This window comes from Acinetobacter sp. P37, assembly GCF_057480965.1.
The window spans coordinates 138167-150928 of record NZ_JBLIYY010000006.1 but is presented as its reverse complement, the minus strand read 5'-3'; the positions used below and the strand labels follow the sequence as shown (position 1 = coordinate 150928).

At 41.8% G+C, this 12762-nt stretch carries 16 protein-coding genes; 6 read left to right on the top strand and 10 right to left on the bottom strand.

What is annotated here, in order from left to right:
- Nucleotides 1-71: 71 nt before the first annotated feature.
- Both AC25JC_RS07540 and AC25JC_RS07535 read left to right on the top strand, forming a co-directional pair.
- Complete coding sequence (locus AC25JC_RS07540; RefSeq protein ID WP_078189718.1) at nt 72-446, top strand: hypothetical protein; 375 nt, start codon at nt 72-74, stop codon at nt 444-446.
- A 114-nt stretch (nt 447-560) separates the two neighbouring features.
- Nucleotides 561-1007, top strand: coding sequence for a hypothetical protein (locus AC25JC_RS07535; RefSeq protein ID WP_486923784.1), 447 nt, complete (start codon nt 561-563; stop codon nt 1005-1007).
- Between the two features lie 73 nt (nt 1008-1080).
- Here AC25JC_RS07535 and leuB read toward each other — a convergent pair whose 3' ends face one another.
- The 5 genes from leuB to AC25JC_RS07510 all read right to left on the bottom strand — a co-directional run bounded on the left by leuB (nt 1081) and on the right by AC25JC_RS07510 (nt 5356).
- Nucleotides 1081-2160, bottom strand: coding sequence for a 3-isopropylmalate dehydrogenase (gene leuB / locus AC25JC_RS07530; protein ID WP_078189719.1), 1080 nt, complete (start codon nt 2158-2160; stop codon nt 1081-1083).
- 41 nt (nt 2161-2201) lie between these two features.
- Nucleotides 2202-2765: a hypothetical protein gene (locus tag AC25JC_RS07525; RefSeq protein WP_486923783.1), complete on the bottom strand. Its 564-nt coding sequence runs from the start codon at nt 2763-2765 to the stop codon at nt 2202-2204.
- A 109-nt stretch (nt 2766-2874) separates the two neighbouring features.
- On the bottom strand, nt 2875-3525 hold the full coding sequence (leuD, locus tag AC25JC_RS07520) for a 3-isopropylmalate dehydratase small subunit (protein ID WP_180062913.1): 651 nt from the start codon (nt 3523-3525) through the stop codon (nt 2875-2877).
- 24 nt (nt 3526-3549) lie between these two features.
- Nucleotides 3550-4998, bottom strand: coding sequence for a 3-isopropylmalate dehydratase large subunit (leuC, locus tag AC25JC_RS07515; protein ID WP_486923782.1), 1449 nt, complete (start codon nt 4996-4998; stop codon nt 3550-3552).
- 157 nt (nt 4999-5155) lie between these two features.
- Nucleotides 5156-5356: a hypothetical protein gene (locus tag AC25JC_RS07510; RefSeq protein WP_486923781.1), complete on the bottom strand. Its 201-nt coding sequence runs from the start codon at nt 5354-5356 to the stop codon at nt 5156-5158.
- Here AC25JC_RS07510 and AC25JC_RS07505 point away from each other — a divergent pair.
- On the top strand, nt 5355-5591 hold the full coding sequence (locus tag AC25JC_RS07505; protein WP_486923780.1) for a DUF2061 domain-containing protein: 237 nt from the start codon (nt 5355-5357) through the stop codon (nt 5589-5591). The two genes, AC25JC_RS07510 and AC25JC_RS07505, sit on opposite strands and share 2 nt — an antisense overlap.
- Nucleotides 5592-5720: 129 nt before the next feature.
- Here AC25JC_RS07505 and AC25JC_RS07500 read toward each other — a convergent pair whose 3' ends face one another.
- Nucleotides 5721-5930, bottom strand: coding sequence for a hypothetical protein (locus AC25JC_RS07500; protein WP_180131715.1), 210 nt, complete (start codon nt 5928-5930; stop codon nt 5721-5723).
- Between the two features lie 466 nt (nt 5931-6396).
- Here AC25JC_RS07500 and AC25JC_RS07495 point away from each other — a divergent pair, with 466 nt between their 5' ends.
- Nucleotides 6397-7260 carry a LysR family transcriptional regulator gene (locus AC25JC_RS07495; RefSeq protein ID WP_078189725.1) on the top strand — a complete coding sequence of 288 codons (864 nt, stop codon included), beginning with the start codon at nt 6397-6399 and terminating at the stop codon, nt 7258-7260.
- Between the two features lie 616 nt (nt 7261-7876).
- Here AC25JC_RS07495 and AC25JC_RS07490 read toward each other — a convergent pair.
- The 3 genes from AC25JC_RS07490 to AC25JC_RS07480 all read right to left on the bottom strand — a co-directional run bounded on the left by AC25JC_RS07490 (nt 7877) and on the right by AC25JC_RS07480 (nt 9439).
- Nucleotides 7877-8119, bottom strand: coding sequence for a DUF2789 family protein (locus AC25JC_RS07490; protein ID WP_078189726.1), 243 nt, complete (start codon nt 8117-8119; stop codon nt 7877-7879).
- 96 nt (nt 8120-8215) lie between these two features.
- A complete protein-coding gene (locus AC25JC_RS07485; protein WP_180132706.1) occupies nt 8216-8689 on the bottom strand; it encodes a DUF2628 domain-containing protein in 474 nt (157 codons plus the stop codon).
- 93 nt (nt 8690-8782) lie between these two features.
- Nucleotides 8783-9439, bottom strand: a complete 657-nt coding sequence (locus tag AC25JC_RS07480) for an HAD family hydrolase (protein ID WP_078192760.1) — start codon at nt 9437-9439, stop codon at nt 8783-8785.
- 181 nt (nt 9440-9620) lie between these two features.
- Between AC25JC_RS07480 and AC25JC_RS07475 the strand changes: the two genes are divergently transcribed.
- Complete coding sequence (locus AC25JC_RS07475; protein WP_078192761.1) at nt 9621-10100, top strand: RNA pyrophosphohydrolase; 480 nt, start codon at nt 9621-9623, stop codon at nt 10098-10100.
- Between the two features lie 77 nt (nt 10101-10177).
- Nucleotides 10178-12472, top strand: a complete 2295-nt coding sequence (gene ptsP, locus AC25JC_RS07470) for a phosphoenolpyruvate--protein phosphotransferase (RefSeq protein ID WP_180024480.1) — start codon at nt 10178-10180, stop codon at nt 12470-12472.
- A 1-nt stretch (nt 12473) separates the two neighbouring features.
- On the opposite strand, the gene AC25JC_RS07465 is transcribed toward ptsP, so the two are convergent.
- Nucleotides 12474-12659, bottom strand: coding sequence for a DUF7230 family protein (locus AC25JC_RS07465; RefSeq protein ID WP_078192875.1), 186 nt, complete (start codon nt 12657-12659; stop codon nt 12474-12476).
- Between the last annotated feature and the right edge of the window lie 103 nt (nt 12660-12762).

Below are 12762 nucleotides of genomic sequence, written 5' to 3'. Positions count from 1 at the left end.
CAAATTTGCTTTACAGTCTAAAAACATAAAAATTCGATTATAAAATTCAAAATATAAGGACATAAAATCATATGAAACATCTAGGATTAGTCGGTGCTATCTTTTGTGTTGCTTGCGCCACGACAGGCCAAAAGCAACTCAATCAATCCCTACAACACTATATTGGACAGCCAGCTGATCAAGTTCGTAAAGAGCTCAACTTGAGTCAATTGGGCTATAAAGTGATGGGAGCACCCGTACAAAGCAATGAAAAACTCAGTTATACCATTTTACGCTCAATGCCAATTCCGATAGGTACACCAAATATCGGCACCAGTATAGCCATGGGCGCCCCTATCCCAACGCCGTCTAAAGGTGGTGTCACTGTCGATATGGAATGTAAAATCGAGTTCAAATTACGCAATCAAATAGTTGAATCCATTGACTATGTTGGCAGAGCTTGTTGATCCTGCATGAGAATCCTAGAGGCTAATCTTGCTCGGATGACCGTGTATCAAATGACTACAGTGTTATACAGACCGAACTGACTAAACTGAATTTATTTCGTGAGAAACTGACCCATGAAATTTATTTTAGAACCTCAGGTTTACGAAGATCAGCGTTTTATTCGCCCGATACTGAGCATGGGATGCGTTCTAAGCATTGTATGGTTGGCTGGCTGTACCACGACATCAACGATATCCTCCGTTGAGCGTGAACGCTATTTAGCCTCATTTATTGGTCAATCGAGCCAAGCGATTCAAGCAGAACTCGACCTCAGCAAACTCGGCTATCAAAGAACTTCTCCCGTAGAGGTCAGTTCAGACTACCTTCGTTATCGTGTTACACGCCCGATCAGTATTCCTTTACCGATGGCGGAAAATCCTGCGATGGGCATGGGCAGCGGCGCTGCTGTGCCGATTCCCAGTGGAAATACACGCTATGAGGTTGAGTTAAACTGCCTTATTCAATTTCGCTTAAAGCATAATATTGCAACTGATGTCCGATTAACTGGTCGCACCTGTTAGCGCATCAATTCTAGGATTGATAATTTCTAGGCACAAAAAACGCAGCATAAACGCTGCGTTTTTTGATTCGCCATTAGTTCAATGCAGAAACTACAGCTTGACCCATTTCAACAGTACCGACTTGAGTACTGCCTTCTGACATGATGTCACCTGTACGTAAGCCTTGATCTAAGACATTACCTACAGCATCTTCAATTGCTTTTGCCGCCGCTTCTTCACGGAAGGTATAACGTAGCATCATAGCAACAGACAGAATCGTTGCTAATGGGTTCGCAATGTTTTGACCTGCGATGTCTGGTGCTGAACCGTGGCAAGGTTCATACATACCTTTACCATTTTCATCTAAAGAAGCCGATGGCAGCATGCCGATAGAACCGGTTAACATCGCCGCTTCATCAGACAAGATATCGCCGAACAAGTTACCTGTCACGATTACATCAAACTGTTTTGGCGCACGGACCAATTGCATGGCAGCATTGTCAACATACATATGAGACAAGTTAATTTCAGGATACTGCTCTTCTTTTAACGCAGTTACAGTTTGTTTCCAAAGCTCAGTCACTTCTAGTACGTTGGCTTTATCCACTGAACATACCTTACCACCACGTAAGTTCGCCATTTCAAAAGCAACTTTGGCAATACGCTTGATTTCAGATTCAGCATATACGTCAGTATTGAAACCTTGTTTTTCGCCGTTTTCGAGTTCACGAATACCACGTGGTTGACCGAAATAGATCCCGCCAGTTAACTCACGTACGATCAAAATATCCAAACCTGCTACGATTTCAGGTTTTAAGCTCGACGCATCTGCAAGCTGCGGATAAAGAATTGCTGGACGTAAATTGGCAAATAAATTTAATTCTGAACGAATTTTTAATAGGCCACGTTCTGGACGAATTGAACGCTCAATGGTATCCCACTTAGGACCACCCACTGCACCCAATAAAATCGCATCAGCAGTCTTCGCTTGTGCTGCTGTTACATCTGGATAAGGTGAACCGTGCGCATCGATCGCTGCACCACCTAAAAGACCTTGTTCCCAAGTCAAACCTAAGTTGAATTTCTCGTTTACACGTGTCAGCACTTGTTCAGCCGCTTTCACGATTTCAGGACCAATACCATCACCTGGTAAAATCAAAATATGTTTTGACATGAGTCTTTCCATTTATACGCTGGCTTGATTACCAGTCAGATTTAAAGTTTCTTTTCTACAAACTCACCAAGTCCTGTGAGGACATTGTACGGTCGGCAGAAACGTCGAATCGTTTTTGCACCTTGCTTTAAGTCTACACAGAGCGGATCAGGCGCAGATTTATCTAGTAAACTGCCTCTGTTTTTTGAACGCTCACGGTACATTTTAAAGGTGTACTCGTGTTTGGACCTAAAGTTGTGAATGACATGCAAGCGCTCTGCTTTTTCCTGAGAAATAGGATAATAGCGAATCACGACTTCATGCTGACCTGAAGGTACGGACAAATACAAAGGATTAGGCTCAGACAATGAACGACCATTCAACCGTACAATGCCTGCTTTAATCGCAGCACGTTGTACACGTTGATTATTTGGATCAACCACTTGTATTTGATCAAAACGCTCAAATTCACAGTGCGCTGTACCTGCACAGTAAATCAAAGCATTAGTGTTTGTACTTTCAGTTTCTTTCACATTTTTAATGCGTGCCATGTCAAAGCTTTGACAGGCAGAGAGCGTTGCAAACAGCGCTCCCGTTACAACCAGCTGACCGAAGAACTTTTTCATTTTTCGAACCCAACCTGATAAATTCTGGCTAACGTATAAATTTTGTTTCGCCTGATATTAACAAGACTTAAGCCGACTGACTACTAAGAAGTTCTACAGTGACACTGACTTAAGCTTTAATGTCTGCAAAGACCCAAGGGCGAGATGCTTTGGTTTTTTCTTCATAAGCACGGATATCATCGGCTGCTTGTAAAGTTAAACCGATATCATCCAAACCATTCAATAAGCAGTGTTTACGGAATGGATCGACTTCAAATGTAAATGCTTCACCACTCGGTGTACGCACTTCTTGCGCAGCCAAATCAATGGTTAATTGATAGCCTTCAGATGCAGCACATTCTTTAAACAACTGATCGACGATCTCTTCAGACAAGATCACTGGCAACATGCCATTTTTAAAGCTGTTATTAAAGAAAATGTCCGCATAGCTTGGTGCAATGACAGTACGGAAACCATATTCTTCTAATGCCCAAGGCGCATGCTCACGGCTCGAACCACAACCAAAGTTTGCACGAGAGATCAAAATCGACGCACCTTGATAACGTGGTTTGTTCAATTCGAAATCTGGGTTAATTGGACGTTTTGAAATGTCTTGACCTAAATAGCCTTCATCCAAATAGCGCAACTCATCAAATAAGTTGGCACCAAAGCCAGTACGCTTAATAGATTTCAAAAACTGTTTTGGAATAATTAAATCTGTATCAACATTGGCACGGTCTAATGGTGCAACGATACCTTGTTCAACGGTATATTTTTTCATGCGATTTGCTCCTATTAGCCCTGATTAGAAGGTACGAACGTCAACGAAGTGACCAGCGATTGCCGCAGCTGCTGCCATTGCTGGACTCACCAAATGCGTGCGACCACCATTACCTTGACGACCTTCGAAGTTACGGTTAGACGTTGATGCACAGTGCTCTCCCGGTTGCAATTTGTCGGCATTCATTGCCAAACACATTGAGCAACCCGGCTCACGCCATTCAAAGCCTGCTTCAATTAAGATTTTATCTAAACCTTCTGCTTCTGCTTGTGCTTTGACTAAACCTGAACCCGGTACCACCATGGCTTGCTTAATCGATGCCGCCACTTTTTTACCTTTGGCCACTTCAGCCGCTGCACGAATATCTTCGATGCGTGAGTTGGTACATGAACCAATAAATACACGGTCTAATTGAATATCAGCCAATGCCTGACCCGCTTCTAAGCCCATGTAGTTGTATGCACGTGTCCAGTCATTACGCTGTACGTCATCTCTAGCTTGTTCTAAAGTTGGCACTGCTTGAGATACAGGAATCACCATTTCAGGAGAAGTCCCCCAAGACACTTGTGGCTCAATCTCTTCACCTTGCAACACCACAACAGTATCAAAATGCGCGCCTTCATCAGACACTAAAGTCTTCCAATATTCTACTGCAGCATCCCACTGTTCGCCCTTCGGTGCATATGGACGGTCTTTTACATAGGCAATGGTTTTGTCATCAACAGCCACCATACCCACGCGCGCGCCACCTTCGATCGCCATGTTACACACCGTCATACGACCTTCGATCGACATATCACGGAATACTTGACCACCAAACTCAATTGCGTGACCTGTACCACCTGCCGTACCGATTTTACCGATAATTGCTAAAACCACGTCTTTAGGAGTTACGCCTTGACCCAAGTGACCGTCAACACGCACCAACATGTTCTTCATTTTCTTTTGAACTAAGCATTGAGTCGCCAACACGTGTTCAACTTCAGATGTGCCGATACCATGAGCCAAGCAACCAAAAGCACCATGCGTTGCAGTATGTGAGTCACCACACACCACGGTCATACCTGGCAAGGTTAAACCTTGTTCTGGCCCAACCACATGCGCAATACCTTGACGCACATCATTGATGTCAAACTGGGCAACATTAAAAGTTTTACAGTTGTCATCTAAAGTTTGCACTTGGATACGTGAGGTATCATCTTCAATACCCGCAATACCTTCAGCACGCTCCTTAGTAGAAGTAGGTACGTTATGGTCTGGCGTTGCAACGTTAGCGCTTAAACGCCATGGTTTACGACCTGCAAGTTGTAGACCTTCAAAAGCTTGTGGAGAAGTCACTTCATGCAATAAATGACGGTCGATATACAATAATGAAGAGCCATCATCTCGTTGTTTTACTAGATGGTCATCCCACAATTTGTCATACAAGGTTTTTTTTGTTTGGGTTTCCGCTTTTTGGGTTTCGCCTGCCATGTCGATTTGCTCCACTGGACTGGGTAAATTCTTTCGTTAAATCGATTATAACCACGTATTCACATAAATCTAATTTATCATTTTTATTAGTTTAAAAACTTATAGGAATGATATTTAACTGCTGATTTCCACTGCATTTTAAAGACCATTAATGCGTTTAAAACACGCTCACTTCAATACTTTCAGTAGATGAAACTTTAGAATTTTCTCCGACTTTTTGTTCACTTTCTGCCATTTTTAAACAGTAATTTAAAAATTCAATGATCATAAATTGAATTTTCTCTTTTACATTGAAAATAAGAATCATTATTATTAACTCATTGCCAAGATTTATCAATTTAACAAGGAGCATTTTCATGGCACACATTAACAAGTTCGTCGAAAATAATCAGCGCATGTTCAAAAAAACCTTGAGCTATTACATCCTGCATATCACGGTTGCGATGTTGGTTGGTTATTACGTGACAGGCAGTATTGCAATGGCTATTACATTAAGTTTACTTGAACCAACTGTTCAAGCGGTTGCCTTTTTCTTCCACGAAAAAGTCTGGGAAAAGAAAGATAAAGCTGTAGAGGAAAATATCCCCGCTTAATCCAACCCTGCTCCTTGTAAAAAAACCACCATCACGGTGGTTTTTTTAATGACCTTAAAACGTTCTTTTACTCTATCCACTTTAACTTTCTATTCATTTCATCCTATAGATTCAATCGTAGACAGATCATCAAAGCTTGGTTTTTTGCTGTAAGACCAGCTGACCATGCGCCTCAACCAATTGTTCTATCGCAAGAATCAGTTTGTTTTTTGCCGCATTACACTCGGCAGCTGCACGGTTTTCGTCGTCTTCGTCATCTGCGATTTCATATATTGCACAGCGCTTTTCGACTGTCCCTTCAAAAATATCCAATAAATTTTTAATGTGCTTAATATCCATCGCCTTCTCCCTGTGAGGTACGCTATCGCTAATCGATGCCGCCCTGACTGTACCTGTTACTTTAATTATTCACTGAAAAGTATGTTCCCCAAGCCATCAAAACTTGAGTTCATTTTTGTTTTAGTTCAATGCTGAGTTAAAAGAAACGCCATCGCTCCTCTTTAATTCAAACGGTTGAAATACTTTTCAGCCCTGTATTTTTTATATTATGCATAACTCTGGTTTCGGTTTAAAAAACAACTTTGTAACAACGCATTTGAGCTGAAAACGTCACAGCTCCATCTTAAATCATGCAACAATCAAGCACTCGAATAACGCTATAGAACTCGAAAAATCCCCTCAGATTTAATGCGTAGTATGGCTTGAACGCCTAGTTTTAAATCAAAAGATACAACTTTCCCTTTGATTTATTCTTAAAATATTATAACAATGAGACTAAGCATAAAAATTCTTTATAGGAATGAAGATGAATCTCGCAGCCTTTGAAGCCTTTGTAAAAGTTATGGAAACTGGTTCGATCTCTTTGGCAGCAGATCAGCTCTTCATCACGCAACCTGCTGTAACCAAGCGTATTCACAGTTTAGAAGAATACTTCGGTGTCAAGCTTTTTGAATCCGCGGGTCGTGGTGTTCAAGCGACGCATGCAGCAAACTCTCTCTTGCCAAAAGTAAAAAGCTGGCTGAATGAGTTGGGCGATATTCACCATACGCTCAGCCATGAGCAAGGTCAGGTTCAAGGTAAACTGAAAATTGGTACCAGTCATCATATCGGCTTACACCATTTACCAGCGCATTTGCGTCAATATGTACAACAGTTTCCGGAAGTAACCTTAGATGTACACTTTGTTGATTCTGAACAGGCCCATGAGCAAGTTTTGGCTGGCGACTTAGAATTGGCATTTTTAACTTTACCGCCACAAGGTGACAGCCGTTTAAAATACATTACGACATGGAATGATCCACTGGTATTCGTGGTTGCACCTTTCCATCCTTTGGCGCAAGTTGAGCATTTAACCTTAGAAGATTTGATCCAATACCCAAGTCTTTTGCCTGCGGCGCAAACCTATACCAGTCAAATTACCTTGGCTGAGTTTGAAAAGTATGGCCTGAAACCAAAAGTCACCATGAGCAATAATTCACTCGAGTCGATTCGTATGTTGGTTTCCATTGGTCTCGGTTGGTCAGTCCTTCCTAAAACCTTATTGAACCAAGATTTAAAACAATTGAATTTACCTTCAAACATGAATCGTCAACTGGGGATGGTATGGCACCCAGGCCGTACTCAGTCACTTGCTGCACAAAAGCTGGTTGAATTGATGAAACACATCTAATTCATTTTTTTGCCTACAATATTTAATCGTTAAAAAAGCCACCACTATGGTGGTTTTTTATTGATCTGTTTAAGCATCTAGAAAAAGCGAATGACTTGATTAGCCAAGTGTTGAACAGTCCTTGTTGAATAGTCATCATAGACAATGCAGTGACCTTCAAATCTGCCATCAATATTTGTAGCTTGGCTCAAGGTCAGCAATAGATGCTCTTACTTATTGTGAAAGTTCAACCTCTTTTCACTGATGTTATACAGTAACATCAGAAGTGCAAGTTGATTCAAATATAAGAACGATAAGCGGCAAGGTCATCCGCAAGTGTTTGAGATAGGACTACTTCTCATCAAAAATGTTTTTTGCGATACTTTGAATAATTAGACGGTAGTGAACGAGTTTTGCGGATGACAATGGTTTTGGGTACTTTTGCCGAAACAAAAGTACCTCCAGCCGAATGCCAATCAATTTATTCAATTCCTAGATGTAAGACTTCGTTGAATAGACTTAAAAATCATTTTAAAAACACGAAATAACTTTTACGTACGTAACATCAGTTTTTCAGTAAAAATGGGATCGCCTTTTTCAGCTGATCCCATTAAAAACTAAGGAAGACCTGTCAGTTTTACTTCGTCAATGAATCTTCATGTAATGATTCATTCAATTGATCGACAATAATCGCCCATTCACCATCTGACTTAATTTTTTCGGCCAAGAACTGGCGCTGAGCATCTGTCCAATAATCTGCTTCGGTGATTTTAGTTTGGGCACTGAGTTGATGCGTCACGATAAATAAAGCAATCGCGTCTTCACTCGAATCTAAACCCAGTTGTTCAAATAGATGAGTCATGCGTGGACGTACACTCATTGTCATTCTCCGTGTTAAAACTTATTATTTATGGATACAAAATTATTCTGTTTTAAGGATATAACATGGAATGAACACGCACTCAATTACAGAATTCTATAGCGGTGAAAATTGAATAAAAGGCAAACTGAGCATAATCATCACGACAGATTGAATAAATACCAACAATAAAGGTAGCCCCCAGTTCACTCCCCCTTCTTCAGCAAACACCTGTTCACTATATTTTGGCTGCTGCATATAGGCTTTGGTCTTTTGCACCGCAAAATCGCTATATAAACGCTTTCCGATCCCTGCGAGTACGACGTTAGGAATCAATGCTAGCCCCATCAAGACTTGTTCAGGCACACCGATGATGAGTGCCAACATGCTAATCAAAAAACCAACCGCAAAGAATAAGAAGAAATAGCGGTACATCTTTCGATAGAGTAACCAATAGGGTCCAAAAATTAGCCCTGCCCAACTCAGACCATTGTTCTGTCCAACTTGTTGTTCAATGAAATTTAAATAAGATTGAGCACGTGGCCCAATAAAGATTTGAATTAAATGTTTAAAAGAAGCTTCTGTCTGCATACGGAGCGATAGTTCAAATAAGTGAGTCGAAGGTTAATCAAAAGAACATCAAATAAAAAAGCATCTCAAGATGCTTTTTTTTCATGTTCATCTTTAGGCTTGAATTGACCAGTCTTGAATGTCCCAACCTTGTTCTTTTGCTAGGACCTCTAAACGATCATCTGGATTGACTGCAATTGCATGATCCGCATATTCCAACAGGAAACGGTCATTAATCGAATCTGAATACGCCCAAGACTCTGTAACATCACGACCTTCTAACCATTGATTCAAACGGACTAATTTGCCCTTTTGATAGCACGGAGTATTAATTACTTTACCTGTATATTTACCATTCACAATTTCGGCATTGGTCGCAATGATTTCAGTAATGCCGAATTCACGAAAAATCGGTGCGGTAATAAAATCAGACGTTGCGGTGATCCCGACCAATTGATGCCCTGCATCTTGATGGCGCTGAATGGCAGCATAGCCCTCTGGACGCATTTGCGCACGAATAACTTTTTTCATAAACAACTGATGTAACTCAGTTAAGTAGGCATTGTCATGTTGGGTTAAAAACTCAAATACAAATTCGTTATAGGCAATCGGGTCAAGCTGGCCTTTTTTATAATCATCATAAAATTTGTCATTCATGGCACGATGACGAATTGGATCAACCAAGCCTTCATTGACCAAAAACTCCCCCCAAGAATGGTCTGAGTCGGTATTTAATAAGGTGTGATCAAGGTCAAACAGTGCCAATTTCATGAAAATACTCGTAAAAGCTGAAATTTAAGAAAAAAATTGTAAATCTATCTCCGCTAGTCGATAGAAATTCGTTAAGATCATAACAATTTTAACATTTTTACACTTTGCTTTTTCGAGATGGACACAGAAATAAACGTCCCCGCGAGCAAAGTCATAAATTACACAATATTTAGGTAGCCAAATGATCGATTCAGAAGGTTTCCGACCCAACGTCGGGATCATTTTGGCAAACGACATTGGACAAGTTTTATGGGCAAAGCGCATTGGTCACAATGCCTGGCAATTTCCACAAGGAGGTATCCAACATGGAGAAACCCCCGAACAGGCACTTTACCGTGAGCTGAGAGAAGAAGTTGGCTTACTGCCCGAACACGTCCAGGTGATAGCACAAACCCAAGGGTGGTTGCGCTATCGTTTGCCACATCGGTATATACGTACCGATTCAGCCCCCGTTTGTATTGGTCAAAAGCAAAAGTGGTTTTTATTGAAACTGACAGCTTCAGCACAGCATATTCAGCTTGATTTGTCAGATCCACCTGAGTTTGATCAATGGCAATGGGTCAGCTATTGGTACCCACTAGGACAAGTGGTGAATTTTAAACGCGATGTATATCGTAAAGCCATGGTGGAACTGTGCAGTCAGCTTCCACAAAAGCCGTAAAAATTTGCAGAATGGATGCAGATTTTTAGGATGAGTGTTGTTATAAATAAAGCAGAATAAATTTTGGAGCAGACACGATGTCGAACATGCAGCTGGATACATTAAGACGCATAGTCCAAGAGATTAATGCGTCAGCCAGTTTGCATGAATCTTTAGACATAATGGTCAATCAAGTGGCAGAAGCCATGCATGTGGATGTCTGCTCAATCTACTTGCTTGATGAACGAAACCATCGTTATTTACTGATGGCTTCTAAGGGTTTAAACCCTGAAGCCGTTGGGCATGTCTCTTTGCATACCAGTGAAGGTTTGGTCGGCTTAGTTGGACAACGTGAAGAAATCGTCAACTTAGACAATGCTCCCAAACACGAACGCTTTATGTATCTGCCAGAAACGGGAGAAGAAATTTACAATTCCTTCCTCGGTGTTCCGGTAATGTATCGCCGTAAAGTTATGGGTGTCTTGGTGGTTCAAAACAAAGAACCTCAAGACTTTAGCGAAGCTGCCGAATCCTTCCTCGTGACCCTATGCGCTCAACTTTCAGGGGTGATTGCCCATGCACATGCCGTCGGGAATATCGAAGTCTTTCGTAAACCGAACAACCTCCCAGCCTATAAAACCTTCCAAGGCATTTCAGGTTCAGGCGGCATTGCTCTAGGTCGTGCAGTCATCTTATATCCACCTGCTGACTTGGCTTCAGTGCCTGATCGTGAAGCCGATGACATTAGTGAGGAGCTTGAATTACTCGACAATGCCATAGACGCAGTTCGCCAAGAAATTCAGTCGCTTGATGAAAAAATGCAAGATGCCCTCATGGCTGAAGAACGGGCATTATTTAGCGTGTTCTTACGGATGCTCGATGCCAATGCCCTCCCCGCGGAAATCAAAAGTGAAATCCGCGACGGTAACTGGGCACAAGGTGCTGTTCGCATTGTCATTGATAAACACATTGCGCTCTTTGCACAGATGGAGGATGACTATCTCCGTGAGCGTGTTTCAGACTTAAAAGATCTAGGGCGTCGTATCTTGGCCTTTTTGCAAGAAGCAGATGCTAGTCACCGTGAAATCACCGATGAAAGTATTTTAATTGGTGAAGAAATTTCTACAGCTGCTTTGGTTGAACTCCCAGTCGATAAAATCGCAGCGATTGTGACCACTGAAGGTGCCATGAACTCACACATGGTGATTGTGGCGCGTGCCCTCGGCATTCCAACTGTAGTCGGTGTGACTGAACTTCCGATTAACACCCTTGATGATGTCGAAATGATTGTCGATGCACATCAAGGTCGTGTATTCATCAATCCACCTCGTCGTTTACGCACACGTTATAAAGAGATTCAAAAAGAAGAAGAGCAAATTGCCAAAGACCTAAAACAATACGAAACAAAAGATGCCATCACGCCAGATGGCGTCGCTGTTCGATTGTTTGTAAATACCGGCTTGATGATCGATGTAGTTCGCGGTGTACAACGTGGCGCCAAAGGTGTCGGTCTATACCGTTCTGAAATTCCATTTATGCTGCGTGATCGCTTCCCAGGTGAAGAAGAACAACGGGCGATTTACCGTCAACAGCTCAGTCATTTTGCCAATAAACCAGTGGTGATGCGTACCCTCGATATTGGTGCAGATAAAGACCTGCCTTATTTCTCGATTGAAGAAGAAAACTCAGCTCTGGGTTGGCGTGGGATTCGCTTTACCCTTGATCATCCTGAGATTTTTTCAGCCCAAATTCGTGCAATGCTCAAAGCCAGTATTGGCCTGAACAACTTGCATATTTTGCTGCCGATGGTGACCAGTGTCAGCGAAGTCGAAGAAGCGTTGTATTTGCTCGATCGTGACTGGCAAGCGGTGCAAGAAGAAGAACAGGTGAAAATTACCAAACCCAAAATCGGCATCATGGTCGAAGTGCCGAGTGTGCTGTTACAGATCGATGAATTTGCTGAATTGGTTGACTTCTTCTCGGTCGGATCAAACGATTTAACCCAATATTTACTTGCGGTTGACCGTAATAACCCACGTGTTGCCAATGTCTATTCACACTCACACCCAGCCGTACTTCGTGCGCTGACTCGTTTGGTGCAAGAATGTCATAAATACGACAAGCCGATTAGTATTTGCGGGGAAATGGCTGGTGATCCACTCACCGCTATTTTATTGATGGCAATGGGCTTTAATACCCTATCGATGAGTTCGAGTAATATCCTGAAAGTTCGTAAAGCCATCTGCCATGTGCCGATGCCAGATGCAAAAGAGCTCTTAGATCGTGCCTTAAGCATGAATAATCCACTGATGGTGAAAAGCTTAATGGAGTATTACTTTAAGACTCATGGTCTAGGTGATATGGTGAAATCAGCGACACGAATAGTCAGTTAAATTATAAAAATACAGACCAATAAAAAGGGAGATAGTCATTTGAGTATCTCCCTTTTTTGTGCTTGTCATAGCCACGTTTCGCATTTTTCTTTCGATCTACAAAAGTTTGGCTTTTGTTAAAATCATTCATGTGTTTTGCCACGAAGTTGCGAACTTCAACTTCTGGCAGGACTTTTTTCTTTGCCATTTGCATTCACCTTTTGCCTATACAGCACCTTCGTGCTGTAGTGCATATATTGGTCTATTTTTAGATTTTTTCAAGCACTTTCCTATGGCTTTTTGATACAGCG

Bases quoted from the DNA above. Each gene is read 5' to 3' on its own strand.
- AC25JC_RS07540 (WP_078189718.1), top strand. From the start codon at position 72: ATGAAACATCTAGGATTAGTCGGTGCTATCTTTTGTGTTGCTTGCGCC.
- leuD (WP_180062913.1), bottom strand. From the start codon at position 3,525: ATGAAAAAATATACCGTTGAACAAGGTATCGTTGCACCATTAGACCGT.
- AC25JC_RS07525 (WP_486923783.1), bottom strand. From the start codon at position 2,765: ATGAAAAAGTTCTTCGGTCAGCTGGTTGTAACGGGAGCGCTGTTTGCA.
- AC25JC_RS07505 (WP_486923780.1), top strand. From the start codon at position 5,355: ATGGCACACATTAACAAGTTCGTCGAAAATAATCAGCGCATGTTCAAA.
- leuC (WP_486923782.1), bottom strand. From the start codon at position 4,998: ATGGCAGGCGAAACCCAAAAAGCGGAAACCCAAACAAAAAAAACCTTG.
- ptsP (WP_180024480.1), top strand. From the start codon at position 10,178: ATGTCGAACATGCAGCTGGATACATTAAGACGCATAGTCCAAGAGATT.
- leuB (WP_078189719.1), bottom strand. From the start codon at position 2,160: ATGTCAAAACATATTTTGATTTTACCAGGTGATGGTATTGGTCCTGAA.
- AC25JC_RS07510 (WP_486923781.1), bottom strand. From the start codon at position 5,356: ATGAAAATGCTCCTTGTTAAATTGATAAATCTTGGCAATGAGTTAATA.
- AC25JC_RS07500 (WP_180131715.1), bottom strand. From the start codon at position 5,930: ATGGATATTAAGCACATTAAAAATTTATTGGATATTTTTGAAGGGACA.
- AC25JC_RS07465 (WP_078192875.1), bottom strand. From the start codon at position 12,659: ATGGCAAAGAAAAAAGTCCTGCCAGAAGTTGAAGTTCGCAACTTCGTG.
- AC25JC_RS07475 (WP_078192761.1), top strand. From the start codon at position 9,621: ATGATCGATTCAGAAGGTTTCCGACCCAACGTCGGGATCATTTTGGCA.
- AC25JC_RS07535 (WP_486923784.1), top strand. From the start codon at position 561: ATGAAATTTATTTTAGAACCTCAGGTTTACGAAGATCAGCGTTTTATT.
- AC25JC_RS07495 (WP_078189725.1), top strand. From the start codon at position 6,397: ATGAATCTCGCAGCCTTTGAAGCCTTTGTAAAAGTTATGGAAACTGGT.
- AC25JC_RS07490 (WP_078189726.1), bottom strand. From the start codon at position 8,119: ATGAGTGTACGTCCACGCATGACTCATCTATTTGAACAACTGGGTTTA.
- AC25JC_RS07480 (WP_078192760.1), bottom strand. From the start codon at position 9,439: ATGAAATTGGCACTGTTTGACCTTGATCACACCTTATTAAATACCGAC.
- AC25JC_RS07485 (WP_180132706.1), bottom strand. From the start codon at position 8,689: ATGCAGACAGAAGCTTCTTTTAAACATTTAATTCAAATCTTTATTGGG.